General features: G+C 72.5%; 20 protein-coding genes. 13 read left to right on the top strand and 7 right to left on the bottom strand.

Annotated features, from left to right (window positions below; translation table 11 throughout):
- The first annotated feature begins 7 nt into the window (after positions 1 to 7).
- The 3 genes from ACZ4WQ_RS34945 to ACZ4WQ_RS34935 are packed head-to-tail and all read left to right on the top strand — an operon-like array spanning position 8 to position 3,092.
- On the top strand, positions 8 to 1,381 hold the full coding sequence (locus ACZ4WQ_RS34945; RefSeq protein ID WP_468022699.1) for an NAD(P)/FAD-dependent oxidoreductase: 1,374 nt from the start codon (positions 8 to 10) through the stop codon (positions 1,379 to 1,381).
- 10 nt (positions 1,382 to 1,391) lie between these two features.
- Positions 1,392 to 2,009: a hypothetical protein gene (locus ACZ4WQ_RS34940; RefSeq protein WP_398376293.1), complete on the top strand. Its 618-nt coding sequence runs from the start codon at positions 1,392 to 1,394 to the stop codon at positions 2,007 to 2,009.
- A 60-nt stretch (positions 2,010 to 2,069) separates the two neighbouring features.
- Positions 2,070 to 3,092: an asparaginase gene (locus ACZ4WQ_RS34935; protein WP_361185315.1), complete on the top strand. Its 1,023-nt coding sequence runs from the start codon at positions 2,070 to 2,072 to the stop codon at positions 3,090 to 3,092.
- 44 nt (positions 3,093 to 3,136) lie between these two features.
- Here the strand turns inward: ACZ4WQ_RS34935 and ACZ4WQ_RS34930 are convergent, their stop codons facing one another.
- On the bottom strand, positions 3,137 to 3,904 hold the full coding sequence (locus ACZ4WQ_RS34930) for an HpcH/HpaI aldolase family protein (protein ID WP_385350996.1): 768 nt from the start codon (positions 3,902 to 3,904) through the stop codon (positions 3,137 to 3,139).
- A 174-nt stretch (positions 3,905 to 4,078) separates the two neighbouring features.
- Between ACZ4WQ_RS34930 and ACZ4WQ_RS34925 the strand changes: the two genes are divergently transcribed.
- Positions 4,079 to 4,909, top strand: a complete 831-nt coding sequence (locus ACZ4WQ_RS34925; RefSeq protein ID WP_311726920.1) for a DeoR/GlpR family DNA-binding transcription regulator — start codon at positions 4,079 to 4,081, stop codon at positions 4,907 to 4,909.
- Here the strand turns inward: ACZ4WQ_RS34925 and ACZ4WQ_RS34920 are convergent.
- From ACZ4WQ_RS34920 to ACZ4WQ_RS34910, 3 genes are read right to left on the bottom strand one after another with little or no spacing between them, the layout of a single operon-like run.
- Positions 4,899 to 7,499 (bottom strand): family 78 glycoside hydrolase catalytic domain, encoded by a 2,601-nt coding sequence (locus ACZ4WQ_RS34920; protein WP_468022698.1) that lies wholly within the window; start codon positions 7,497 to 7,499, stop codon positions 4,899 to 4,901. The genes ACZ4WQ_RS34925 and ACZ4WQ_RS34920 overlap by 11 nt on opposite strands.
- Before the next feature lie 33 nt (positions 7,500 to 7,532).
- Positions 7,533 to 11,588 (bottom strand): hypothetical protein, encoded by a 4,056-nt coding sequence (locus ACZ4WQ_RS34915; protein ID WP_468022697.1) that lies wholly within the window; start codon positions 11,586 to 11,588, stop codon positions 7,533 to 7,535.
- Complete coding sequence (locus tag ACZ4WQ_RS34910) at positions 11,585 to 12,916, bottom strand: MFS transporter (protein WP_311726923.1); 1,332 nt, start codon at positions 12,914 to 12,916, stop codon at positions 11,585 to 11,587. The genes ACZ4WQ_RS34915 and ACZ4WQ_RS34910 overlap by 4 nt, the downstream gene beginning before the upstream one ends.
- Positions 12,917 to 13,134: 218 nt before the next feature.
- Here ACZ4WQ_RS34910 and ACZ4WQ_RS34905 point away from each other — a divergent pair, with 218 nt between their 5' ends.
- On the top strand, positions 13,135 to 14,178 hold the full coding sequence (locus ACZ4WQ_RS34905) for a LacI family DNA-binding transcriptional regulator (RefSeq protein WP_311726924.1): 1,044 nt from the start codon (positions 13,135 to 13,137) through the stop codon (positions 14,176 to 14,178).
- Positions 14,179 to 14,354: 176 nt separating this feature from the next.
- Here ACZ4WQ_RS34905 and ACZ4WQ_RS34900 read toward each other — a convergent pair whose 3' ends face one another.
- Positions 14,355 to 14,927, bottom strand: a complete 573-nt coding sequence (locus ACZ4WQ_RS34900; RefSeq protein ID WP_358848066.1) for a snapalysin family zinc-dependent metalloprotease — start codon at positions 14,925 to 14,927, stop codon at positions 14,355 to 14,357.
- A gap of 223 nt (positions 14,928 to 15,150) precedes the next feature.
- Between ACZ4WQ_RS34900 and recQ the strand changes: the two genes are divergently transcribed.
- Positions 15,151 to 17,037: a DNA helicase RecQ gene (recQ, locus tag ACZ4WQ_RS34895; RefSeq protein WP_468022710.1), complete on the top strand. Its 1,887-nt coding sequence runs from the start codon at positions 15,151 to 15,153 to the stop codon at positions 17,035 to 17,037.
- A 51-nt stretch (positions 17,038 to 17,088) separates the two neighbouring features.
- On the opposite strand, the gene htpG is transcribed toward recQ, so the two are convergent.
- A complete protein-coding gene (gene htpG, locus ACZ4WQ_RS34890) occupies positions 17,089 to 19,074 on the bottom strand; it encodes a molecular chaperone HtpG (protein ID WP_468022696.1) in 1,986 nt (661 codons plus the stop codon).
- 278 nt (positions 19,075 to 19,352) lie between these two features.
- On the opposite strand from htpG, the gene ACZ4WQ_RS34885 reads away from it, so the two are divergent.
- Positions 19,353 to 20,321, top strand: coding sequence for an acetylxylan esterase (locus ACZ4WQ_RS34885; protein ID WP_468022695.1), 969 nt, complete (start codon positions 19,353 to 19,355; stop codon positions 20,319 to 20,321).
- 194 nt (positions 20,322 to 20,515) lie between these two features.
- Here ACZ4WQ_RS34885 and ACZ4WQ_RS34880 read toward each other — a convergent pair whose 3' ends face one another.
- The gene (locus ACZ4WQ_RS34880; RefSeq protein ID WP_311726928.1) at positions 20,516 to 21,259 is read right to left on the bottom strand and encodes an SDR family NAD(P)-dependent oxidoreductase; all 744 of its coding nucleotides are present in this window, start codon (positions 21,257 to 21,259) and stop codon (positions 20,516 to 20,518) included.
- A 230-nt stretch (positions 21,260 to 21,489) separates the two neighbouring features.
- Between ACZ4WQ_RS34880 and ACZ4WQ_RS34875 the strand changes: the two genes are divergently transcribed.
- The 6 genes from ACZ4WQ_RS34875 to ACZ4WQ_RS34850 all read left to right on the top strand — a co-directional run bounded on the left by ACZ4WQ_RS34875 (position 21,490) and on the right by ACZ4WQ_RS34850 (position 26,130).
- A complete protein-coding gene (locus tag ACZ4WQ_RS34875; RefSeq protein WP_468022694.1) occupies positions 21,490 to 22,887 on the top strand; it encodes a cytochrome ubiquinol oxidase subunit I in 1,398 nt (465 codons plus the stop codon).
- 25 nt (positions 22,888 to 22,912) lie between these two features.
- Positions 22,913 to 23,932, top strand: a complete 1,020-nt coding sequence (locus ACZ4WQ_RS34870) for a cytochrome d ubiquinol oxidase subunit II (protein WP_468022693.1) — start codon at positions 22,913 to 22,915, stop codon at positions 23,930 to 23,932.
- Positions 23,933 to 24,064: 132 nt separating this feature from the next.
- Positions 24,065 to 24,544, top strand: coding sequence for an SPW repeat protein (locus ACZ4WQ_RS34865; RefSeq protein ID WP_361185338.1), 480 nt, complete (start codon positions 24,065 to 24,067; stop codon positions 24,542 to 24,544).
- Positions 24,545 to 24,572: 28 nt separating this feature from the next.
- Entirely contained in the window at positions 24,573 to 24,734 is a 162-nt protein-coding gene (locus tag ACZ4WQ_RS34860) for a hypothetical protein (protein ID WP_311726932.1), read from the top strand.
- A 106-nt stretch (positions 24,735 to 24,840) separates the two neighbouring features.
- The gene (locus tag ACZ4WQ_RS34855; protein ID WP_398376280.1) at positions 24,841 to 25,665 is read left to right on the top strand and encodes an LLM class F420-dependent oxidoreductase; all 825 of its coding nucleotides are present in this window, start codon (positions 24,841 to 24,843) and stop codon (positions 25,663 to 25,665) included.
- A gap of 18 nt (positions 25,666 to 25,683) precedes the next feature.
- Entirely contained in the window at positions 25,684 to 26,130 is a 447-nt protein-coding gene (locus ACZ4WQ_RS34850) for a TIGR03668 family PPOX class F420-dependent oxidoreductase (protein WP_311726934.1), read from the top strand.
- Positions 26,131 to 26,215 lie beyond the last annotated feature (85 nt).

Here is a 26,215-nt window from a genome sequence, read left to right as displayed (position 1 = left end):
GTGCGGCATGAGCGGCGACGCGGTGGTGGTGGGCGGCGGCCTGGCCGGGACGCTCGCGGTGGCGGCGCTGCTCGGGCACGTGGACTCGGTCACCGTGATCGAGCGCGACCGCTACCCGGAGCAGCCCGTCTTCCGCAAAGGGGTGCCCCAGGGCCGCCATCTGCACGTCTTCCTCTCCGGCGGCCAGCGCGCCCTGGAGCGGCTGCTCCCCGGGGCCATCGCGGAGCTGGAGGCGGCCGGCGCGCACCGCATGGAGGCGCCGCGCGATGTGCTCACCAGGACCCCGAACGGCTGGCACCGCCGCCTTCACGAGGGCAGACACGCCGTGATCAGCTGCACCCGCCCGCTGTTGGACGCCACCGTGCGGGCCCAGCTCCTCGCCGAGGCCGCGGGGTCCGGGACCCGGGTGGAGGTGCTGGAGACGTGGGAGGCGGTCGGGCTCCTCGGCGGCGCGGACCGGGTGACCGGGTTACGGGTGCGCTCGCGCGACACCGGGCACGCCGAGCGGGAGCTGCCCGCCGACCTGGTCGTCGATGCCTCCGGGCGCGGCTCGCGCGCCCCGCGGTGGCTGGCGGAGCTCGGCCGCCGGGCGCCGCGCGAGGAGGTGATCGACGCCGGAATCGGCTACTCCACCCAGATGTTCCGGCCCGCCGAGCCATTGCGCACGGCCGTGGTCCTCGAACCCAGGCCCGCTCTCCCGCGCGGCGCGGCGTGGTCGCCCGTCGAGGGCGGCAACTGGCTGCTGACCCTGGCCGGGGTGCGCGGCCATCACCCGCCCACCGACGCTTCCGAGGTGCCCGACTTCGTGTCCTCGCTCGACGAGCCGTATCTGCTGGACCACCTCAGGACCTGCGAGGCGGTGTCCCCGCCGTACGCCTACCGCGACACGGCCAACCGCCGCCGCGACTACCACGCTCAGGGCGGGGTCCCGGAGGGTTTCCTCGCGGTGTCGGACGCCGCCTGCACCTTCAACCCGATCTACGGGCAGGGCATGTCGGTGGCCATGCTGAGCGGACTGGCCCTGCGCGAGTGCGTGGCCGACGGCGGTCTGCGCCGCCCCGGCTTCGCGGCCATGGCCCAGCGTGCCGTCGCCCGGGCGGGCGAGACCGCGTGGCTGACCGCCGTGGGCGCGGACCGCCCCTACGCCGCGGGGGCCGACGACACCTCGCCGGGGGCGGCCGAGCGGCTTCAGACCTGGTACTTCGGGCGGCTGGCGGCCCGGGCGACGCATGACCCGGTGGTCGGCGCCGCCTTCCGCGACGTCACGCATCTGACCGCGCCGCCGTCCCGGCTGCTGGCCCCCGCGGTGGCCCTGCGCACGGTGGTGCTGCCGCGGCGGCCCGGCCTGGCGAGCATCCCCCTGCGCGTGGAGGGCGCGTAGCGCGAGTCTCATGCGACCTGGCGCAGAAATGGCCATCGTGCCCCTGGTGCACTCCTTCACCACGGGCGACGGCCTCGTACTGGTTCACCCCTGGATGAGCGGCGAGGTGCTCTACCACCCGACGCTCTCACGCCGTGGGGGCCGGGCGGCTCCCGGCAGCCCGATGGCACGGTTCAGGGCCCAGCCTCTGGCCCGGATTCACACGGCGCTGGATTCTCTCCTGTCCGCCCATCTCGCCGTGGAGGAAGCGGGATTCGTCGCGGTCGACCTCTATGACGGATGCATGTTGTACGACTTCGACGAGCACCGCATGATGCTGTGCGACATGGACGAGTACCGGGCGGGCCCCTTCGTCCTGGAGGCGGACCGGCTGCCCGGGTCCACGCGCTACATGGCGCCGGAGGAGTTCGTGCGCGGAGCGGTGATCGACATCCGGACCACGGTCTTCGCGCTGGGCCGGGCGCTCCGTCTGCTCCTGGACGCCGGCGACCAGGAGAGGCAGTGGCGCGGGACGGCCGCGCAACTGGAGGTCGTCGGGACGGCGACCTCCGCCGCCCCGGAGCGCCGCTTCCCCTCGGTCCACTCCCTCGTCGAGGCCTGGCGATCGGCCGGACCCCGCCACGCGTAGGACCCGCGAGCGCGGTGACGTAGAGTCCGACTTCTTCCCCCCGACAAGGAGACATGTGGCATGCCCGACCGAGCTCGGATTCAGTTCCTCTACACCGGGGGCACCCTTGGGATGGTCGGCTCGCCCCGGGGCCTGGAGCCCGGGGCCGATGTGCGGGGAGAGATCGCCGCGCTGCTGCGCGACAGCGGTCTGGACGTGTCGTCCGGGTTCAGCGAGTTCCACCGCACCATCGACTCGTCGAACGTCACCCCGGCCGACTGGCAGCAGATGGTGGACCACCTGCGCCGCCACCGGGACGAGTACGACGGGTTCGTGATCCTTCACGGCACCAACACACTCGCCCACTCGGCGGCGGGCGTTTCGTACGCCCTCACCGACTTCGGCAGGCCGGTGGTGTTCACCGGCGCTCAGGTGCCTTTCGGGATGGCGGGGTCGGACGCGCCCGGCAATGTGCTGGGCGCCGTCGAGGCGGTGATATCGGGGGCGTTCGCGTCGGTCGCGCTGTTCTTCGACGGCGTGCTGCTCGCGGGCGCCCGGGCCACCAAGGTGTCGGCGCTGGACATGCGCGGCTTCGCCAGCCCCCATGCCGAACCTCTGGAATGGCGTTCGGGGAGTGTGCGGGAGGAGCCCGATCCCCTGGCGCGTCCGCAGGGCTGGAAGAACCCGCTGCCGTACCGGGGGCACGACATCGCCGTCATCACCGCCGTGCCCGGCATGAGCGCGGAGCGCTTTCGCGCCATGACGACCCCTCGCCCCAGCGCGGTGATCTTCCGTACCTATGGGGCCGGGGAGGGGCCCGGTGAGGAGGAGGGGCTGCCCGAGGCGGTCGGCGAGCTGGTGTCGGGGGGCACGCCGGTGGTCGTGGTGAGCCAGTCCCTGCGGGCGCGGGTCGATCTGGGGAGGTACGCCGCCGGGGAGTTTCTGCGGCGGGCGGGCGCCATCGGCGCGGAGGACATGACGTTCGAAGCCGTGTACACCAAGCTCATGTTCCTGCTGAGCCAGGGCGTCGACGGACAGCACATGGAGAAGTGGCTGCTGACCGACCTCGCCGGTGAGGTGTCCGCCCCACGGCCCGCCCGCTGACGGAGCGGCCCCGCCCCCGCGCGGGGGCGGGGTGCGGGTGGCGGTCAGCCGAGGGCGTCGCGCAGATGGGCGGCCGCGGCCTGCTCCAGGTGGACCAGGTCGCTGCTGACCGTGGCGAAGGTGAAGCCCTGGGCGAGCCGCTTGGCGGCCGTGGCGCCGTTCGGGCAGTGGATCCCGGCCGCGATGCCCGCGGCCTTCGCCGCCTCGGCCACCTTCGTGAGCGCCGCCTCGAACGCCTCGGCGACCGAGGTGTCGGTGGAGGTGCTCCCGCCGAGGGCGATGGTCAGGTCGGAGGGGCCGATGTAGACGCCGTCGAGCCCCTCGGTCGCGCAGATCTCCTCGGTGTTGCCGAGCGCCTGGGCGGTCTCGATCATCACGATGCAGGCGACCTGCTCATTGGCCTCGGCCGGGGCCGGGCCCACCCGCAGCCCCGAGCGCATCGGCCCGTAGCTGCGGACGCCGTGCGGCGGGTAGCGGCAGGCGCTGACGGCGGCGGCCGCCTCCTCGGCGGTGTTGACCAGGGGGACGATCACACCGCGGGCGCCGGCGTCGAGGGCCTGGCCGATCCAGAAGCCGTCGTTGGCCGGGACCCGGACCATGCCGGCGCTGGTGCCGCGCGCGTCGATGGCGGTCATCGCGCCGAGGGTGCCCTTGTAGTCGAGGAGCCCGTGCTGGGCGTCCACACAGACGTAGTCGTAGCCGAGCCCGGCCAGGCGTTCGGTGCCGACCGGATTGTCGAGGACGACCCAGTAGCCGAGGATCCGCCGGCGTGCGCGCAGGCGGGCCGCGAAGTGGGCGGGGGGATTGGTCATATTGCCAGCTTCTCTCATCAGATCTCCCCACCTCGTGCGTGTTATGAGCGAAACGCTCGCATAATTGCACGCAACACGCAAGACTTAGCACCACGACCGAGAGGAATGGCGCAGAATGCGCAGACTGATAAGGTGACCCGCCAATCGCGGCCAGTCACGGAGAGGAAGACAGGCATGAGTCCGGCAAGTTCGCGCACATCACGCACGTCGGCCGCACCGACCGGAGCGGAGGACCGCGGAAGGCTGCGGGCCCAGGACCGCCGGGCACTGATCGCCCGCATGATCCAGACCGACGGGACCGTGGTCGTCGAGGAGCTGGCCCACTCCCTGGAGGTCACCCCGTCCACGATCCGCCGGGACCTCGCCCTGCTCACCGAGCAGGGGACCATCGCCCGCACGTACGGCGGCGCGATGAGCGCGGGGCACACGGCCGAGCCGACCCTCGGGCAGCGCAGCGGCCTGGCCGTGGCCGAGAAGGATCGCATCGGGCGCTGGGCGGCCGCCCGGATCGCGCAGGGGGACACCGTCATCCTGGACGCCGGCACCACCACCGGGCGGCTCGCCCACCATCTGCGCGGCCGGACCGAGCTCACCGTCATCACCAGCGGGCTGACGGCCCTGCGGGAGCTGGCCGAGGCTGACGGCGTCGAGCTGATCACGCTCGCCGGGACGCTGCGCCATGTCAGCCAGGGCTTCGTCGGCCCGCTCGCCGAGCTGACCCTCTCCCGCCTCACCGCGGACAAGGTGTTCCTGGGCGCCGACGGCCTCGACGCGGAGCTCGGCATCTGCGAGGCCAGCCTTCAGCAGACCGCGCTCAAGGAGCTGATGGCCCAGCGCGGTGGGCAGGTGTACGTACTGGCCGACAGCAGCAAGCTCGGTCAGTCGCCCTTCACCGCCTGGGCCCCGCTCACCGCGCCCTGGACGCTGGTCACCGACAGCGGCGCCACCGATGACCAGCTCGCGCCCTTCCGGGCCCTGTCCGAGGTGGACGTGGTCACCGTCTGAAGACGTGCCGCCCCGAGCCCACCTCGAACGGCTCGTCGTCGCCCGGCAGCTGGACCTCGGCCCGGGTGTTCGGCGGCACCAGCACCTCGACGACCAGCCGATGACCGCTGTCGCTCTCGCCACGCTCGTAACGCCAGCCCGCCTCGGCCCGCCCGTACGGCGTCAGATGGGCGGCCTTCGCGTGGTCGAGCCCGCCGCCGGGGACGGGCGCGATCCGCAGCCGCCGCCAGCCGGGGGCGGCCGGGGCCAGCCCGGCGACGGTGCGGTGCAGCCAGTCGGCCACGGCGCCGAGGGCGTAGTGGTTGAAGGAGGTCATCTCCCCCGGGTTGATGGTGCCGTCCGGGAGCATGGAGTCCCAGCGCTCCCAGATGGTGGTCGCGCCCATGGTGACCGGGTACAGCCAGGACGGGCAGCCCCGCTCCAGCAGCATCCGGTAGGCCAGCTCGGGCTCACCGGCCGCGCACAGCGCGTCGCAGATCAGCGGGGTGCCCGCGAAGCCCGTGGCGATCCGGAAGTCCGCGTCCCGCACGATCGCGGCCAGCCGCGCCCCGGCCCCCGCCCGCTGCCGCTCGGTCGGCAGCAGCGCGAAGCACAGCGCCAGCGCGTAGGCGGTCTGGGCGTCGGAGGACAGCCGTCCGGCCGGGGTCAGGAACTCCTCCTGGAAGGCCGACCGCGCCTCCTTCGCCAACGCCTCGTAGCGGAGCGCGTCGTCCGTCTCGCCCAGCAGCCGGGCGGTCTCGGCCAGCACCTCGGCCGAGCGCACCAGATAGGCGCCCGCCACCAGATCGCCGTCCGTACGGGCGACTTCCGGGCGGTCCGGCGGGGCCGTCGGGTCGAGCCAGTCGCCCAGGTGGTGGTGGTCGCGCCACAGCCCGCCGCCTTCGCGCGCGTACCGGGCGGCGGTCTCCACCCAGGCGCGCATGCTGGGGTACTGGTCACGCAGCAGCCCCAGGTCGCCGAAGCGCTGGTGGAGCACCCACGGCAGCAGCACCGCGACATCCGCCCATACGGCCTGCGCCCGGGGGAAGGGCTCGAACTCCGGCGGTATGACGTCGGGCACCACCAGCGGCGGCACCTGCTCGGGGTGGGCCAGCTGTTCGGCTGACAGGTCGCGCAGCCAGCCGGCGAGCATGCCGGAGCAGTCGTAGAGGAAGGTGGCGGTCGGCGCGAACACCTGGATGTCGCCGGTCCAGCCCAGGCGTTCATCGCGCTGCGGGCAGTCGGTGGGGACCTCCAGGAAGTTGCCGCGCATGCTCCATACGACGTTCTCGTGCAGCCGCTCCACCAGCGGCTCGGAGCAGGAGAACCAGCCGGTGCGCGCCATGTCGGTGTGCACCACCACAGCCTGCACATCCGCCGGGTCCAGCGGCTCCGGCCAGCCGGTGATCTCGGCGTAGCGGAAGCCGTGGAAGGTGAACCGCGGTTCGTAGGTCTCGGTGCCCCCGCCGCGCAGGGTGTAGACGTCGGTGGCCTCGGCCTCGCGCAGCGGCCGCACCCCCAGCTCGCCGCCTTCCAGCACCTCGGCGTGGCGCAGGGTGACGGTGTGCCCGGCCGGGCCGCTGACCGTGATGCGCAGCCGCCCCACCAGGTTCTGGCCGAAGTCCAGGACGGTACGGCCCGACGGGGTGGTGATCACCTCGGTCGGCGCCAGGGTCTGGACGCGCCTGACCGGCGGGCCGGTCGGCGCCACCAGCTCCCCGGCCGGCGGGTCGGCCTGCTCGACCGGGCTCCAGCCGGTGGTGTCATGGCCGGGGCGGGACCAGCCGTCGCGCTCCAGGCGGGCGTCGTACACCTCGCCGTCGTAGATCTCCGAGCGCAGCAGGGGGCCGGTGGCCGCCCGCCAGCCGGGGTCGGTGGCCACAGTCTCGCGCGTTCCGTCGGCGTACCGGATCTCCAACTGGGCCAGCAGTGCGGTCTGTTCGCCCCCGATTGCGCGCCGCCCGCCGTTGAAGCCGATGCGGCCCGCGTACCAGCCCTCCCCCAGCAGCGCGCCGACGGCGTTCGCGCCCTCGCGGAGCAGGTCGGTCACGTCAAAGGTGTGGTAGCGCAGCCGGTGGGCGTACGAGGTCCAGCCCGGGGCCAGTACGTGGTCGCCGACCCGTACGCCGTTGAGCTCGGCCTCGTACACGCCGCAGGCGGTGATGTACAGCCGCGCGGCCGTCACCGGGCCGCGGACGGTGAACTCGCGGCGCAGCAGGTCGGCCGGGTGCGGGCCGTCCGCCTGGGGCCGGCCGGACGTGATGGGGCGGGCCGTCCAGTCCTCGGGCAGCAGGAGCCCGGCCTCGGCGTGGGCGGGCTCGGACCATTCGGAGGGTCCTTCGCCGCCGGTGCCCCAGACGCGGACGCTCACGGCCACCCGCTGCCGCGAGCGCAGCGCCGGGCCGGGCCAGGGGACGAGCACGGACTCCGCGGACTCCACCCGCGTCGGGGCGGCGAGTTCGGTGCCGTCCTCGGCGCACACCCGCACCTCGTACGCGGTCTGCTGCCAGCTCGCGGCGTCGGTGACGGTGTGCCAGCTCAGCCGGGGCTCGGCCTCGCCGATGCCCAGCGGCTCCCGGTGGTGTTCAAAGACCGGTGTGGTGACCTGCAACGCTGCTTACCTTCCTTACGAGTCGGACCGGCCTTACGAGTCGGACCGGATGAGTCGGACCGGGCCGAACAGGCCCGTGCGTACCTGGCCCGCCGCGACCGCGCGGGTCGGCGAGGCGTCGTCGAGATACCCGGCGAGCGTGCCGCTCACCACGATCTCGATGTCGTTGTCGCCCGCCCTCAGGGCGTCGGTGACCTCGACCGCCCACGGCCCCCACACCCGGCGGCCGACGAGGGTGCCGTTGACGTGGATCTCGGCGGTGCCGCGGACCTCCCCGAGGTCGAGGAGGGTCCGCCCGGCCGGGGCCTGCGGCAGCCGGGCGGTGGTGCGGTAGCGGACCCGTCCGCCCAGGGCGCGCAGGCCGAGCTCCTCCCAGGCGGCGAGCTCCACCTCGGCCTCGGCGACCTCGGCCTCGATCGCCGCGTCGAGCAGCGCGCCGCCCCGGCGGCCGTCCACCGCGACCACCTTGAGCAGCACCGGGGTGGCGGCGGCCAGCGGGGCGGGCAGCCTTACCCACCCGTCGCCGTCCGTCGCGTACTCCCGGCCCTCGACCAGGACCGTGACCTTGAGCGGGGTGGGGACGCGCAGCGCCGTCGTGCCGAGCGGGGCCGGGAAGCGCAGCCACTCCACGCGCTCGGGGCCGGGCGCCAGGTCAGGGACGAGCAGCTCGACGCCACCGCCACCGCCGTCGCCGGGGGCGGCGGCCGGCTCCAGCCAGTGGGCGCCGGGCAGCGGGTGGGGGCGGGCCCAGGCGCAGATCCACCGGGGGTCGCGGCCCCCGGTGGAGGTGCGCGGCCGCAGCGGCACGGGCGCGCCGTCGCGGCTCGCCTCCCAGCCGTCGCTGCCGCCACTGCTGCCGCTGCTGCCGCTGCTGCCGCTGCTGCCGCTGATCCAGCCGAGGCCGCCGCGCGCCGCCGGGGCCGAGTCGAGGGCCGCGCCGGTCGGGGCGGTGCCCGCGTCGGTGACCCGCAGCGTGAGGGTGTTCTCGCCGACGCGCAGCAGCTCGCCGAGGTCGTACGGGTGGACGCGGATGTCGCGGTGGCCCGGATACGGGTTGAAGTCGCCCTGGCGGCCCACCTCGACGCCGTTGACCAGCACGGCGCACGCGCCGTCGGCGGCGACCTGGACGACCGTGTCGTCCGGGACGCGGTCCAGTCGGGCGCGCAGCGTCAGTTCGTGGGTGCGGCCGGGGACCGAGCCGTCCCCGGCCTCCAGCCACTCGGGGCGGCGGAAGGCGTCCGGGTCGCCGACCACCGCGAAGGACGCGCGCACCGGCCCGTCCTCGACGGCGGTCAGCTCGATCTCCAGGGCGACGGTGCGGCCGCGGGCGGACGGCGGCAGCGGGCTGAAGGTGCGGTACCCCTCCCCCGCCGCGGGCAGCTCCGCGCCGTCGAGCAGCACCCGGCGCGCCGCGCCCGCGCCGACCGCGAGGTGCAGCCCGGCGCGGTCGGGGAGAGTCAGGTGCGTACGGACCGCGACCCGGCCGCCCGCCGGGACGGCGCGCCAGTCCAGGAACTCCTCGGGGACATATCCCTTGGGGCCAAGACGCTCGTCGTGCAGCGGGTCGTCGGGGATGCCGCGCGACAGCGACCACACCGCGGGCCGCCACGTCTCCGAGTCCGGGCCTCTGACCAGCGCGAACGGGCCGAATCCGGCCGTGACGGGCGACCAGCCCCGCTCGGCGGCCTCAGGTTCCAGGGGTGCCAGGGGTGCCAGGGGTGCCAGGTGTTCCAGCCGCCACACCTCGATGGGCAGCACCCCCGTGCGGTGCGCCGCCGCGAGATCCCCGTCGCCGTTGTCCAGGGTGGAGGTGGCCAGCCCGCGCCAGGGGCCGGGCAGCGGGACGGTCCCGGTGGCCGGGCCGAGCGATGCGCGGGTCGGCTCCGGCAGCTCCTCGGCGAGCACCACCAGCGCCACCGCCCCGTCCTCGAACGGCACTTCCAGGAGCCAGGCCCCGTCCGGCGCCCGGGTCACGGCCAGCTCGGTGCGGTCCCCGGTGCCCGGGTCCCAGCGCTGGGCGCGCGGCCGGTCCTGGCCCTCCAGACGCACCCGGGCGGTGCGGCCGTCGGCGGGCACGAAGTCGTAGCCCTCGGTGCGCAGTTGCTCCCAGTACCGCTCCCAGGAGAAGCCGTCGGTGGGCCAGTCGCCCATGGGGAAGGCGACGATCGGCGCCCTGGTGCCGCTGCGGTCGTCGTGCGCGATGAGGGTGAGGACCAGCGCGTCGCGGTGGCGGCGGAGCAGGTACGGGGCGTCGGCGGTGACCCGCACGGGGCCCCGGGCCACCGCGCCGGGCACCTGCTCGGCGCTCTCGACGACGGTGACCAGGCCCCGCGCGACGGCGTCGGCGAACAGCCGCGCGGCCTCCGCGCCGTCGTCGTCGGAGCCGCCGGGGAACAGTTCGGGCGCCCGGGCCACGCACACCACCCGCCCGCCCGCCGCCGCGAAGCGGACCAGGGTGCGGGCCGCCGCGGCGTGCAGGGCGAGCGGTCCGGGCAGCACCACGGTGCGATAGCGTTCCTGGCCGATGACCAGGGCGGCGCCCGCCCCGTCGGCGGTCACCTCGCCGCCCGCCAGCGTGTTCTCGTCGAAGGTGTCGTGGTCGAGTCCCGCGCGCTCCAGCACCCCGCGGCGCTCGGCGAACCAGCAGTTGACGCCGTTGAGCTCGTGGTAGAGGCGGCCCGCCTCGGCCGCCGGCGCCAGCGGCCCGTCCAGCGTGAGATACGCCTGCGCGGCCGTGGTCGGCGACAGCAGGACCGTGTCGCACACATGGGCGCCCTCGGTCAGCACGGCGCACAGCCGCGCCACGGCGGTGGCGAACACGTGGTACGAGGGCCAGTACGGCTGGCGCCAGCAGGTGGACGGCGGCGCCCACTCCCACCAGCCGCCGACGGTGCTGTAGTAGACCGCGTGCGGGTCGTAGAGGGTGGCGCCCCGGCGCAGGAAGGGCGCGAGCCAGTCGTAGGTCTCCTCCAGCGTGCCGCCCCAGCCGGAGGAGTGGAACGCCTCGATCCAGGTGCGCCCGTGACCGAGCGCGTGCGCCATCGAGCTGTGCACCTTGGCGTCGCCCCAGTGGTCGCTACCCGGCGCCCCGTATCCGGCGTGGGTGCCCTGGTAGTCGCCGTACACCCGCACCCCGCCCACCGGGTCGCCCTCGCGGGCCGGCGAGGGCTGGTCGAAGCCGCAGACCAGGCCGTGCCGGGCGAAGAACGCCTCCTGGGGGTCGAAGAAGGCCCGGCGGCCCAGCCGGGCGCGGTGTTCGTGGTAGTCGCGGCGCACCCGCGCGGCATGCGGGTCCTCGCCCTCCCACAGCGCCCACAGCTCGGGAACCAGGTCGTAGCCGTACACCTCGGCGAAGCTCGCCGCGAAGTCGCGGCCCCAGGTGGGCAGGGCGGGCAGCTCGTCCTGGAAGAAGCCGCCGATGGAGCGGCCGAACCACTTTCCGACGTGCCGTTCGAGCGTGCCGTGCACCCGGTCGAGCAGCGCCGCGCAGGCGGCCTCGCCGAAGTAGTCGAAGCCGCTGACCCCGCTGTGCACCAGGGTGACCTGGGCCGGGCCGCCGCTCCAGCGGGCCGCGCCGCCGGTGATCGGCACCGCGACCCGCCCGGCCGCGGCGCCGCCGTCCCGCATGGGGACGGCGTACGCCGCGAGCGCGGTGTGGCCGGTCGGCGGCCGCACCACGGTCTCGCCACCCTCCGCCGTTACGCTCGTACGGTGGAGGGCGAGCCCGGCGAACTCCGGGTTCCGCGCGGTCAGCTGCCCCTGGAAGTTGGCGCCCGAGAACCCGATCTGGTCGTACATCCAGAGGCTGAACCCCAGCTCGTCGGCGTCCGCGCAGGCCCCGTCGAGCAGCCGCAGCCACTCCGCGCTCAGATACGGCGGGTCGTCCGCCAGCGAGCCGAAGGTCGGTCCGGTCGGCGCGAGGCACATCACCACGGCCTGCCGGATGCCCTGGGAGGTCAGCTCCGCCATCTGCCGCCGCAGCCGCTCCCGGGTCACCTTCGCACCGCTCCACCACCAGATCGGCAGCGGCCCGTATTCGGGTGCGGGGTCGGTGAACCGGGAGAGCAGTTCACGTGCTGCGTCCGTCACACCGCCGCCCGGCGCTCGGCCTCGATCGCGTCCAGGGACTTCCCGGCCGTGTCCGGCATGAAGAAGTACCCGATGCCGCCGCTGATGACCAGGAACGTGGTCAGCAGGGCCGCGATGGTGGTGATCCCCGAGTCGGCGAGGTGGGGCACGAAGTAGCTCCAGATGCCGAGGCAGGTGCGCGCCGTGCCGAAGGTGAAGCCCTGGGCGGTGCCGCGCAGCATGGTCGGGAAGAGCTCCTGGCTGAACGTCTTGTAGAACGCCTCACCGGCCAGCGAGGCCCCCACGCCGAACAGGAAGGTGTTCAGGAGGATCGTCGGCACGGTGAAGGGGAACCACAGGAAGAGCGCGTAGGCGATGATCTGCATCACCGCTCCGACGGCCCACAGCATCCGGCGGGTGCGGTGGTCGCGGTCGGTCAGCGGCATGAACACCAGGACCGTCGCGGCGATGCCGACGCCGAACCCGGCACAGGACAGCGCCACGCTGGTCCCCTGGCCGCCCGCGCCCAGGTTCTTGACCATGTACGGGGTGAACAGCCCGGCGGTGCCCGCGGCCAGGTTCCAGAACAGGTAGAAGCTCCCGGTCCACAGCAGCGCCTTCAGGTGCGCCCCGCGGAACAGCTGCCGCACCCCGGCCGCCGCGGCGGCCGCACCCTCGCCCGCCTTGCCCGCCTTGCTCGCCGCGGCCTTCCACACCGCCGACTCGGTCATCCCTCTGCGCAGCGCCCAGGTGATCAGCGCGACCACGAACAGATGGAGGAAGACGATGCGGATGCCCAGCAGATCCAGCGGGGAGAGCGCGAACGCCAGCAGGAGCACGATCAACGGCCCGACGTTCCAGGCGACCTGGGTGAACCCGAGCAGCTTGCCCCGGGCCCTGGCCGGCGAGAACTCCCCCACCAGCGCCAGCGAGGTCGGCACGTCGGCGCCCACCGCCACGCCCACCACGAAGGTGCCGATGAACAGCATCGCCGGGTTGACGGCGAGCGCGATCAACAGGATCGCGGCCGCGTACACCAGCAGGTCCCACTGGTAGATCCGCTTGCGGCCGAGCTTGTCGCCGAGCCGCCCGCCGATGAAGGCCCCGACCGCCGCGCCGATGGCGTTGGGGCCGATGGCCGCGAGCGCGCCGACGCCGGTGAGGCCCGAGTCGCTGAGATTGAGTTCGTCCTGGAAGAGCGCCAGGCCCGCGCCCAGCGCCACGATCGACCCGGCGTCCAGGTACGAGGCCATGCCGGCCAGGACCGACCATTTCCACTGCTGACGGCTGATGGTGCCCTCGGCCTCGGCCTCGGCCGAGGATCCTTGGGTCTCTTGATGCATGGTCATCCGGTCGCTCCCGTCCTCATTGACGTGTAGAAGCGGTGTGTAGAACGTTCTCCGAATTGAAACGACTCAACCGTGGGGCTCGGGGGGTGCGGGGGTCAAGTCACGGGCAGATAACGATGCGAAATCCAAGGTCCAGCGATCATGGAGGGTGGGTTCCCTTCGACGGCGTACAGTGGCGGACGTAGACCGTTTCACAGGACACCGGAGAGAGAGAACCCATGGCCCGCACGAGCGGCCGGCGCCGCGTGACGATCACGGATGTCGCACAGCACGCCGGGGTCTCGACGTCAGCCGTGTCCAAGGTGCTGCGCAACGCCTACGGCGTGAGCCCCGCCATGCACGAGCGCGTGCGCTCCGCCATGGCCGAGCTCGACTACCGCCCGCACGCCGCCGCCCGCGGCATGCGCGGCCGGACGTACACGATCGGCGTCCTGCTGGACAACATCCGCAACGCCTTCTTCGCCGACATCCTCGACGGTGTCAACACCGAGCTCCGAGGCGGCGACTACCAGGTGCTGATCGGCGCGGCCGGCTTCGACGAGGAGGACCAGACCAGACTGGCCCGGGCGCTGGTGGACCGGCAGATGGACGGGCTGATCCTCATCGGCCCCGGCTTCCCCCGCACCGAGGTACTGCGCACGGCGGCCACCGTGCCCACGGTGGTGATCGGCCACCACGACCTGGCCGAGGAGCACGACTCGGTCGTCGACGCCGACGCCCTGGGCGCGGGCCTGGTGATCGACCACCTGGTCCGGCTCGGCCACCGCCGGATCGCCCTGACCTCCACCCACGGCAACCGGGGCAGCGGCTGGTCGGGCACGCCCGAGCGGGTCCAGCGCCGCGGCTACCACGAGGCGATGCGGCGACACGGCCTCCAGGACCTGGCGCGGGTCGCCATGACCGCGTTCTCCGAGGAGGGCGGCTACCGGGCCGGGATGGAGCTGCTGTCCGCGGCGGACCGGCCGACCGCCGTCTTCGGAGGTGCGGACGTGGCCGCGATGGGGGTCTTCCGCGCCGCGCGCGAGCTGGGGCTGCGCATCCCCGAGGACTTCTCGCTCGTGGGCTACAACAACACGGCCGTCGCCGCGCTCGCGCCCGTCCGCCTCACCAGCGTCGACCAGGCGGGCGGCCTGATGGGCACGACGGCGGCGCGGCTGCTCCTGGAGCGCATCGAGGGCCGCACGCGGTCCGTGCTGATGACAGTGTCCCCGACCCTCGTGGTCCGCGGCACCACGGGCCCCCCACCGCCGGCCGACGGGTAGGGGTGTCCGAAGGATCTCTCCCCTCCCTGCCCCTTCCCGCAACCAGGGGCTTCGCCCCTGGACCCCCGCGGTCTGGGGCTACCGCTCCGCAGCGTGGCCGCCGCAGGCGTCAAGATCCGCCGGCCGACGGCCAGGCGGCTGCGGGCCGGGAGGGGGGCTCCCGGCCCGCGTGGGGGTCAGTCCACGAACAGGAGGTCGCGGGTGGCCGCCGCACCCGTGAGCGCGCCGGCGAAGTTGTCCTCGACCTCGGCCTTCTCCGCCGCGTTGGGGTTGGGGTTGGTGCACGGGATGCCGGCCGTGGAGCCGGACATCAGGCTCGAGCAGGGGCCCGGCTTCATGTCGGGCAGCCCCAGGATGTGGCCGAACTCGTGGGACGAGATCCGCACGGTGTTGTAGCCCTCGTCGACGGCCTGCCGCCCGAAGTAGATCGTGCCGCTGCCCAGGCTGGACGTGGCGGTGCGCGGCCAGCCGTTGTCCGCGATGATGCGGATGTTCGCCCGCTGGCCCGAGGCGACCGGCTTCAGGTCCACGTTCGCCACGCTGTCGTTCCAGATCGCGGCGCCCTTGGTGACGGCGTCCTTGAACTCCGCGGCCTGGGACGCGTCGTACGTCAGCACCCTCGCGGCGATGGCGTGCTGCTGCGCCGACCCTGACCCGGACGCGGGCGCCGCCACCGCCTGGCCGCCCGCCAGGGCGAGCACCGCCACCGCGACGGCGGGTAATGCGCGCAGAGCCTTGCTTGATCTCACGATCGGCCTCCTCGTGGGGTAAGGGCTGTATCGATATGCGGCTACGCCGCGCGGTTGTTGACGCGGGCATGACGATCCCACATGCCTCACGGCCACATTGCCCACCCACAGCCATCCCCAACCGGCCCCCGCGGGCGGCCGCCGCCCGGCACGATCCACCTTTTCGGCCTACTAGACTCGCCGGGTGCCTCTCCCCGAGAACGATCCCCTCACGAACGGTGACATCGGCGACCCGGACCCCGGCGGCCCGGACACAAGAGAGCCGGTCCCGAGCGGCGCGAGCGACGCGCTGCGCGTCCTCGGCCGGGTCTTCGGCTACGACTCGTTCCGGGGCGATCAGCAGGAGATCATCGACCATGTGATCGCCGGGGGCGACGCGCTGGTCCTGATGCCGACGGGCGGCGGCAAGTCGCTGTGCTACCAGATCCCCGCGCTGGTCAGGAAGGGCGTCGGGGTCGTCGTCTCGCCGCTCATCGCGCTGATGCAGGACCAGGTCGACGCGCTGCGGGCGCTCGGCGTGCGGGCGGGGTTCCTCAACTCCACCCAGGACCTGGACGAGCGGCGGCTGGTCGAGGCGGAGTTTCTCGCGGGCGAGCTGGACCTGCTGTACCTCGCGCCGGAGCGGCTGCGGGTGGAGTCGACGCTCTCGCTGCTGGGCCGGGGCTCGATCTCGCTGTTCGCCATCGACGAGGCGCACTGTGTGGCGCAGTGGGGCCATGACTTCCGGCCCGACTATCTGGCCCTGTCCGAGCTGCACGAGCGCTGGCCCGACGTACCCCGTATCGCGCTGACCGCGACGGCCACCGAGGCCACCCACGCCGAGATCGCCTCGCGGCTGAAGCTCCAGGACGCCCGCCACTTCGTGGCCAGCTTCGACCGGCCCAACATCCAGTACCGCATCGCGCCCAAGAACGACCCCAAGCGCCAGCTGCTGGAGCTGCTGCGCACCGAGCACCCGGGGGACGCGGGCATCATCTACTGCCTGTCCCGGGCCTCGGTCGAGAAGACCGCCGAGTTCCTGGTGCAGAACGGGATCGCGGCGCTGCCGTACCACGCGGGGCTCGACGCCCGGACCCGGGCCGAGAACCAGGCGCGGTTTCTGCGGGAGGACGGGCTGGTCGTGGTCGCCACGATCGCGTTCGGCATGGGCATCGACAAGCCCGATGTGCGGTTCGTCGCCCATCTGGATCTGCCCAAGTCGGTCGAGGGCTACTACCAGGAGACCGGCCGGGCCGGGCGGGACGGGCAGCCCTCCACCGCCTGGCTGGCGTACGGCCTCCAGGACGTCGTGCAGCAGCGCAAGATGATCGACGGCTCTGAGGGTGACGCGGCCCACCGGCGCCGCCTCGCCGCCCATCTCGACGCGATGCTGGCGCTGTGCGAGACGGTCGAGTGCCGTCGGGTGGGGCTGCTCGCGTACTTCGGCCAGCCGAGCACCGCGTGCGGCAACTGCGACACCTGTCTGACGCCCCCGGAGTCCTGGGACGGCACCGTCGCCGCGCAGAAGCTGCTGTCCACGGTGGTGCGGCTCAAGCGGGAGCGGAACCAGAAGTTCGGCGCCGGCCAGTTGATCGACATCCTGCTCGGCAAGAAGACCGCCAAGGTGATCCAGTTCGACCACGACTCCCTGTCCGTGTTCGGGATCGGCACGGAGCTGCGCGAGGCCGAATGGCGGGGTGCGGTGCGCCAGTTGCTCGCCCAGGGGCTGATCGCCGTGGAGGGCGACTACGGCACGCTGGTGCTCTCCGAGACGAGCGGCGAGGTGCTGGGCGGGCAGCGCCAGGTGATGCTGCGGCGCGAGCCGGAGCGGGCGCCCCGGGCCGCGAAGGCGTCCTCGTCCGGCAAGTCCGGCCGCGCCGCCGCCGCTCCGGCCGATCTGGCGCCGGAGGCGGTGCCGGTGTTCGAGCGGCTGCGGGCATGGCGCGCGGCCACCGCCAAGGAGCAGGGCGTCCCGGCGTATGTGATCTTCCATGACGCCACGCTGCGCCAGATCGCGACGCTGTCGCCCGGCACCCTGGCGGAGCTCGGCACGGTCAGCGGTGTCGGCGAGAACAAGCTGGCCAAGTACGGGCAGTCGATCCTGGACACGCTCGCGCTCACGGAGGAGTGACGCGGGTGAGGGGCGGGTCCGGCCGGACCCGCCCCTCACCCGGTTTCCGCGCTACAGCGTCTGTTGCAGCCGGTCCGCCATCAGCGTGATGAAGCGCCCCGGGTCGCTCAGCTCGCCGCCCTCGGCGAGCAGCGCCATGCCGTGGATCAGCTCGGCCGTCTCCGCAAGACCGTCCCCCTCCGCGTTCGCGCCGTGGGCCTCGCGCAGGCCGGTCACCAGCGGGTGCGTGGGGTTGAGTTCGAGGATGCGCTTGATCTGGGGCATGTCCTGGCCCATGGCGCGGAACATGTTCTCCAGCGCCGGGGTGACATCGTGGGTGTCACCGACGATGCAGGCGGGCGAGGTGGTCAGCCGGGAGGACAGCCGCACCTCCTTCACCTGCTCGCTCAGGGTCTTCGTCATCCAGGACAGCAGCTCGGCGAAGTCCTTCTGCCGCTGCTCGCGCTCGGCCTCGCCCTCCTTCTTCTCCTCCTCGGTGTCGAGGTCGACCTCGCCCTTGGCGATCGACTGGAACTGCTTGCCGTCGAACTCCGGCACGGACCCGATCCACATCTCGTCGATCGGGTCGGTGAGCAGCAGCACCTCGTAGCCCTTGGCCCGGAAGGCCTCCATGTGGGGCGAGCTCTCGATGATCGAGCGCGACTCGCCCGTCACGTAGTAGATGTGCTGCTGGCCCTCCTTCATGCGGTCCAGGTACTGCCGCAGGGTGGTGGGCCGCTCCGCGTCGTGGGTCGAGGCGAAGGAGGAGATCTCCAGGATCGCGTCGCGGTTGTCGAAGTCGTCGAGGAGGCCTTCCTTGACGGCGCGGCCGAACTCCCGCCAGAACGTGGCGTAGCCCTCGGCGTTGGCGGACATCATGTCCTTGACCGTCGACAGCACCTTCTTGACCAGGCGCCGGCGCATCAGCTGGATCTGGCGGTCCTGCTGGAGGGTCTCGCGGGACACGTTCAGCGACAGGTCCTGCGCGTCGACGACGCCCTTGACGAAGCGCAGATACTCCGGCATGAGCTCTTCGCAGTCGTCCATGATGAACACGCGCTTGACGTAGAGCTGCACACCGCGCTTGCGCTCCCGCATGAACAGGTCCAGCGGCGCCTGGGACGGGATGAACAGCAGCGCCTGGTACTCGAAGGTCCCCTCCGCCTGCATGCGGATGGTCTCGAGCGGGTTGTTCCAGTCGTGGCTGATGTGCTTGTAGAACTCGTGGTACTCGTCGTCGGAGACCTCGTCCCTGGAGCGCGCCCACAGCGCCTTCATCGAGTTGAGCGTCTCGGGCTCGACGGCGGGCTCGGCCTCTTCTTCCTTGTCCGAGGCGGTGTCCGAGGCGGTGTCCGAGGCGGCGTCCACGGCCGTGTCCGCGGCCGTGGACTCGGCGGCCATGCGGATGGGCCAGGTGATGAAGTCGGAGTATCGCTTGACGATCTCCTTGATCTTCCGCGGGGAGGTGTAGTCGTAGAGGTGGTCCTCGGTGTCCTCCGGCTTCAGCCGCAGGGTCACGGAGGTGCCCTGGGGCGCCTCGTCGACCGCCTCGATCGTGTAGGTGCCCTCGCCGGTGGAGTCCCAGCGGGTGCCCTGGCTCTCCGTCGCGTGCCGCGTCACCAGCGTGACCTGGTCGGCCACCATGAAGCCGGAGTAGAAGCCGACGCCGAACTGCCCGATGAGATCGTCCGGAGCCGCGGCGTCCTTCGCCCCCTCCTTCGACTCCTTCAGTTCGCGCAGGAACTCGGCGGTGCCGGACTTGGCTATGGTCCCGATGAGCTGGACCACGTCGTCATGCGACATGCCGATGCCGTTGTCGCGCACGGTCAGCGTGCGGTGCTCGTCGTCCACCTCGATCTCGATGTGCAGATCGGAGGTGTCCGCCCGCAACTCCTCGCCTCGGAGCGCTTCCAGCCGCAGTTTGTCCAACGCGTCGGACGCGTTGGAGATGAGCTCCCGGAGGAAGACGTCCTTGTTGGAGTAGATGGAGTGGATCATCAACTGCAAGAGCTGGCGCGCCTCGACCTGAAACTCGAACGTTTCGGCCTGTGTGTTCACATGCTTCCCTTCACGAGCGAGTACCTGACGCCAGCTTAGAGGCGGCCGCCGCCCTCGGAGGGGCGGAACGGGGCAGGACTAGGGGGGGTACGAACCGGCATGCTGACGCCCGGCCCGGCGGCCACGGCGTCGGTGCGGCCTGTTGGGCCCTTGCCAGGGGATACGGCACGATGATTTTCTTCGCACGGCATGAGCCGCCTCGGCGCGATCAGGCGACATCGTCGGTCCGAGACATGCCCCGTCCGTGCGTCCTGGCGTCAAGAGGGAGCTGCCTGCCCATGGCCCTGTTCGACCTTCCGCTCGATCAACTGCGCGACTACCGGCCGCGGATCACCGAACCCGAGGACTTCGACCGGTTCTGGGAGAAGACCCTCGCCGAGGCTCGCGAACACGAGCTGAACGCCACGTTCACGCCGGTCCGCACGGCGCTCACCGGTATGGAGGTGTACGACGTCACCTTCGCGGGGTTCGGCGGCCACCCGGTCAAGGGCTGGTTTCTGCACCCGGCCGGGGCCCGGGAGCCACTGCCGGTCGTGGTCGAGTACATCGGCTACGGCGGCGGCCGCGGGCTGCCGCACACCCATCTGGTGTGGCCGGCCGCGGGCTTCGCCCATCTCGTGATGGACACCCGTGGCCAGGGCAGCGGCTGGACCAACGGTGACACCCCGGACCCGGTCGGCTCGGCGCCCGCGTACCCGGGGTTCATGACCCGGGGCATCGAGAACCCCGAGGACTACTACTACCGGCGGGTCTTCACCGACGCCGTGCGCGCGGTGGAGGCGGCCCGCTCCCACCCGCTGACCGACCCCGCCCGCACCGCGGTCGTCGGCGCCAGCCAGGGCGGGGGCATCGCGCTGGCCGTGGGCGGCCTGGTGCCCGACCTGGCCGCGATCGCCCCCGACGTGCCCTTCCTGTGCCACTTCCCGCGGGCGGCGACGCTGACCGACCGCGATCCGTACCGCGAGATCGGCAACTACCTCAAGACCCACCGCGGCAAGGACGAGCGGATCTTCCGCACGCTCTCCTATTTCGACGGGGTCCACTTCGCCGCCCGGGGGCGGGCGCCGGCGCTCTTCTCGACCGCGCTGGAGGACCAGACCTGCCCGCCGTCCACCGTGTTCGCCGCTTACAACACCTACGCGGGCGAGGACAAGCGCATCGAGGTGTACTCGTTCAACGGCCACGAGGGCGGCGGCCCCGTCCACCAGGAGGTCCAGCTGGACTGGCTGCCGCCGAAACTGCGGTAGTCCCCGAGCACCCCAAGGGCGGACGGCCGGGCCCGGAGATGGTTGAGAGCCTTCGGGGAGGCTCCCTCCGGACCGGCCGTCCGTCCTTCTTTCCCCCCACCTTGTGGGGATAAATCCTGGCTGGTGGCCGGCGGCGGGGGCAGGGCCGTCCGACCCCGGAACCAGGGCCGTCCGGCCCTGGACGAATGATCGGTTCAGCGGCCGAACTGCGCGCCACCGTTGATGTGGAGCACCTGGCCGGTGACATAGGCCCCCTCCGGGGAGGCCAGATAGCGGATGGCGGCCGCGATCTCGGCGGGGTGGCCGGGCTGCCCGGTGAGCGTCTGCCCGATCTGCTGCGCGATGAACTCGGGAGTGCCCCGCTCGCCGAAGAACTCGGTGTCCTGGACATAGCCGGGGGCCACCGCGTTGACCGTGACGCCCTCCGCGCCGAGCCGCTTGGCCAGGTCGTAGGTGTAGACGTGCAGATGCGCCTTGGTGCCGCCGTAGGAGCCGGGGCCGCGCAGCGACGCCACGGAGGACAGGTGCACGATCCGGCCGCCGGGCCGGGTGAGGTGCGGCAGCAGGCCTTCGGTCAGCAGCACCGCGGTCAGCACATTGGCCGTGAAGTTCCGCTGGAACTGGTCGGCTATGCCTTCGAGGGTGCCGTCGTTGCCGGGCGCGACATTGCCGCCCGCGTTGGTGACCACGACGTCGACCGGGCCGTCCGCGGCGATGAACTCGACGGCGCGCCGGGTCTGCCCGGGGTCGCTGAGGTCGGCACTGGTCCAGGTGACCAGGTCGGCCCCGTGCGCGGCGTTGACCTTGTCCGCCGCGGCGCGCAGCACCTCGGCGCGGCGGCCGAGGATGACCACCCGGTCCCCGTCGGCGGCGAAGGACTCGGCGGTCGCGAGCCCGATGCCCGTGCCGCCGCCCGACACCACGATCCGTCGTCCCATCCCGGCCTCCCCGTGCAACTTATTGAACCTTGGCCATATCCGTGAACAGACGCTAGGGAGTAAGCGCTTTCCCGTCAAGGGGCCCACCGACCCTCGGGGCCTCGACGGGCCGTCGGCGAGCTCCTCGCTCCGGACCGCCGTTCGGCCGTATCCGCGTTTGGCCGCCGGGCCGCCGGGATACGGCAGCGTTTGGCTCCATACCTTGCCCCGCCCCGCCCCGGAGGCTCCAGGTGTTCGCTGTCCCGCTCGCTCACGCCGCCACCGAGGGCGATCTCAGCGGGGCCCGGGCGCAGATGGGGTTCTCGCTGGCCTGGCACATCGTGGTGGCCTGTCTGGGGGTGGGACTGCCGCTGCTCACCCTGATCGCCGAATGGCGGGGGTGGCGCACCGGGGATCCGGCCCTGCGGATCCTGGCCCGGCGATGGGCGCGGGCCATGGGGGTGCTGTTCGCGGTCGGCGCGGTGTCGGGCACGATCCTCAGCTTTGAGCTCGGGCTGCTGTGGCCGGGGCTGATGGGGACGTACGGGCAGGTGATCGGGTTGCCGTTCGCGCTGGAGGGGATCGCGTTCTTCATCGAGGCGATCTTCGTGGGCCTCTATCTCTACGCGTGGGACCGGCTGTCGCCCGGCAAACACCTGCTCACCGGGGTGCCGATCGTCGTCGCCGGGGTGGCCTCGGCGTTCTTCGTGGTGTGTGCCAACGCCTGGATGAACCAGCCGCGTGGCTTCGAGCTGTCCCGCGACGGGCGCGTGGTGTCCGTCGACCCCTGGGCCGCGATGATCAACCCGGCCGCGCCACCGCAGACCACGCATATGATCCTGGCCGCGCTGATGGTGGCCGCGTTTCTGACCGCGAGTGTGTACGCCGTGGCGCTGCTGCGCGGCCGCCGGGACCGGTACCACCGGGCCGGGTTCTTCATCCCGTTCACGGTCGGGGCGGTCGTCACCCCCTTCCAACTGGTCGTCGGGGACTGGGCGGCCCGTTTCGTGGCCGAGTTCCAGCCGGTCAAGCTCGCCGCCATCGAGGGCGTCTACCGCACCGGCGACCATGCGCCGCTGACGATCCTCGGCATCAGCAACGGCCACAGCGGGCTCAAGTACGGCCTGGAGATCCCGAGCGGCCTGTCGCTGCTGATCGGTTACAGCCCGGACACCGTGGTGCGCGGCCTGTCGGAGGTGCCCCGGTCCCAGTGGCCCGCCGTGACCGGGGTCCACCTCGCCTTCGACCTGATGGTGGGGGCGGGGATGTTCCTGCTGTTCATGGGCGTATGGCTGGTGCTCGCCCGGTGGTGGCGGCGGCGCTCCGGCACCGACGACATCCTGAACGTGCCCGGCACCCGGCCCTTCCTGCTCCTCGCGGTCCTGACCGGACCGGCCGCCGTGGTGGCCCTGGAGTGCGGATGGGTGGTCACCGAGCTGGGCCGTCAGCCCTGGGTCGTGCAGGGGATCATGACGGTCCGGGAGGCGGTGAACCCCGCGCCCGGGCTGCTGAACGGGCTGTGGCTGGTGCTGCTGGTCTATTTCGGCATGACGGTGGCCACCGTGTACGTGCTGCGCCGGCTGGCCCGGGACCGGCCGGTGCCGATCGCCCCGCAGGACAGCGACGTGCCCCGGTACCCGGTGACATGAGCGGTGACATGAGAGGGGCCGGCCGGTGCTCGCGAATCTGACGCTCGCGGTGATGTGGATCGGGCTCACCTGCTACGCCCTGTTCGGCGGCGCCGACTTCGGGGCCGGGCTGTGGGACCTGCTGGCGGGCCGCAGCGGGCCCGGCGCGCCGCGGCGGGCCCTCATCGAGCACACCATCGGGCCGGTGTGGGAGGCCAACCACGTCTGGCTGATCTTCGTGGTGGTGCTGCTGTGGGCGGGCTTCTCGCCGGTCTTCGCGGCCGTGATGTCCACGCTCTACATCCCGCTCACCCTGACCGCGCTCGGCATCATCGCGCGCGGCGCGGCCTTCGCCTTCCGCAAGGCCAGCACCGAGCTGTGGCAGAAACGGCTGTTCGGGGCCTGCTTCGCGCTGTCGTCCGTGCTCACCCCCTTCTTCCTGGGCACCGTCGCCGGCGGTGTCGCCTCGGGCCGTATCCCACCGGGGCTGGCGGCCGGGGACCTGATCACCAGTTGGCTGAACCCCACCTCCCTGCTGGGCGGGGTGCTGGCGGTGCTGACCTGCGCGCACCTCGCCGCCGTCTATCTGTGCGCGGAGACCGCCCGCCTGGGACGCCCGGAGCTGGGGGCGTGGTTCCGGACCCGGGCGCTGGTCAGCGGGCTGGCCGCCGGAGCGGTGGCGCTGGCCGGGATCGCGATCCTGCACGCCGACGCCCCGCACCTGTTCCATGGGCTCACCCATCGCGCCCTGGCGCTGGTGCTGCTCAGCGCCTGCGCCGGGGTGGCCGCCCTGGCGCTGCTGCGGGGCAACCCCGGCCTGGCCCGGCCGCTGGCGGCGCTGGCGGTGGCGGCGATCCTCTGGGCGTGGGGCATGGCCCAGTACCCGGCCATGCTCGTCCCCGGTGTCACCGTCGGCGATGCCGCGTCCACCCACGCGGTGCTCGCCGCCTGCCTGCTCAGCCTGGCGATCGGCTCGCTGGTCCTGGTGCCGTCCCTGTGGTGGCTCTACTCGGTGTTCCAGCACGAGCCGGACGCGGAGCCGTCGCCGGGCGACGCCGCCCACTAGGCCCGGACAGGGCCTCGGGGTGTGCGGCTGATCCGGCGCCCATTTATGTCGATGTTTATGGCGGTCCGCGCGATACCGGACCGCATATCGGGCACTCGGGGCTCTGGAGCGAAATGATTGCAGGAGGCGATCATGACGGAACCGACCCATGCGACTATGGAGTCGCATCCCGACATCCTGGAGATGCGGGAACGCCACACCTGGGCCGAGCGGGCGGCGAGCACTCCCGCGGCCCAGGCCGTCGAAGCGATATCCCTGATCACCGGCCTCTACCTTGCCGCATCCGCCTGGATCGTGGGTTTCAACGGCATGATGACCCTGGCCGTGACCAACCTGATCGTCGGAGTCGCTTACGCGCTGCTGATGGGCGGCTTCGGCCATGCCTATGAGCGCACCCACGGCATGGCATGGGCCGCCGCGCTGCTGGGCGTGTGGACCATCATCGCGCCGTGGGTGGTCTCGGGAGCCGTGGCCACCATGCGCACCATCATCAGCAACGTCGTCGTCGGCGCTGTCGCCCTGGTACTGGCGCTCGCCGCCAGCTCGCTCGCGCAGAAGGCTGCCCCGGGCAGCCAGGGCAGCCGGGGCACGACCGCTCGTGCGGGGCGCTGACGGCCCGGAACAAGAGCGGAGGCGTGCCATGACCGAGCCCTACCGCTCCACCCCGTCCCAAGCGGAAGGCGAGCGAGAGAACGAAGTGCCTGCCGAAGCCATGCATCCCGACGTACCGGTCACGACCCCCTCGCAGGCGGAGGGGGAGCGCGAAGAGGAGGAGGAGACGGAGGAGGAGACGAAGGAGTAGCGACTTCACCAGGGCTCGGAGGCCCGCGGCCCCAACCGGGGTCCGAGCCGGGCCGGTGACGGCGATCACTGGCCCTCCTCGATCCTCGATCACGGGAGGACCCGCCGTGAAATTCGGTATCTCGACCTTCGTCACCGACCAGGGAGTCAGCCCGGCCGCGCTGGGGCGGGCCCTCGACGAGCGGGCGTTCGACTCGCTCTTCATCGCCGAGCACACCCATATCCCCGTGGAGCGGCGCTCCCCCTACCCGGGCGGCGGCGAGCTGCCGGAGATCTACTACCGCACGCTCGACCCGTTCATCGTGCTGAGCACCGCGGCCGCGGTCACCGAGCGGCTGCTGCTGGGGACCGGCGTCGCCTTGGTGGCACAGCGGGACCCGATCGTCACGGCGAAGGAGGTGGCCTCGCTGGACCTGGTCTCCGGCGGGCGGGCCGTCTTCGGGGTCGGCGTCGGCTGGAACCGCGAGGAGATGGAGAACCACGGTACGGACCCGACCACGCGCGGCCGTCTGGTGAATGAGCGGCTGCGCGCGATGCGGGAGCTCTGGACCACGGAAAAGGCCGAATTCCACGGCGAATTCGTGAACTTCGACCCGGTGTACCTGTGGCCCAAGCCGGTGCGGCGCCCGTACCCGCCGATCTATGTGGGCGGCGGTGAGAGCGCCTTCCCCCGGATCGCCGCGCTCGGGGACGCCTGGCTGGCCAACAGCGTTCCGCCGGAGCAACTGGGCCCGCAGATCGAGCGGCTGCGCGAGGTGGCCGGCCGGGATGTGCCGGTGACGGTGTACGGGGTGCCGGACACCCCCGAGGTGATCGACGGGTACGCGCGGGTCGGGGTGGAGCGGGTCCTGTTCTTTCTGACGACCGCGCCGGAGCCGGAAACGCTCCGCGATCTCGACACGATGGCCCAGGTCGCCGCCCGGTTCCGGTGAGCGGCCGGCGGCCGCGCGATGCCCACGATGACGAGCGCCCGGGCGCGGGGGCGCTTCGCGCTGGCCAGGGTCGCCCGGCTGGCGACCGTCGGCGACGGGGGGCGGCCCCATCTGGTGCCGGTGGTGTTCGCGCTGACCGGGGACACGGTGGCCACGGCGGTCGACCACAAACCGAAGCGGTCGGCGCGGCTCAGGCGTCTGGACAATATCCGGGTCAACCCCGCCGTATGCCTCCTGGTGGACGCCTACGACGAGGACTGGGACCTCTTGTGGTGGGCGCGGGCCGACGGCACGGCCCGTGTTCTGCCACCCGCCGACGGGTCGGCCGCCTCCGCCGGGTACGTCGGGCTGCTCGCCGCCAAATACGCGGCGCAGTACGCGGACCGGCCCCCGCGGGGGCCGGTCGTGGAGATCGCGGTGGACCGGTGGAGCGGCTGGCAGGCCACCGAGGGCGATAACACGTGAGCCCGACCGGGGCCACCGCGCCATCAGGCGAAGAGACGCATACGGGGAGAGGATGGTGGTGTCGGATACGGCCTTCTGTTCCATC

Source organism: Streptomyces sp. NPDC028305, from assembly GCF_055569495.1.
This window is presented reverse-complemented; position numbering and strand designations above follow the sequence as displayed.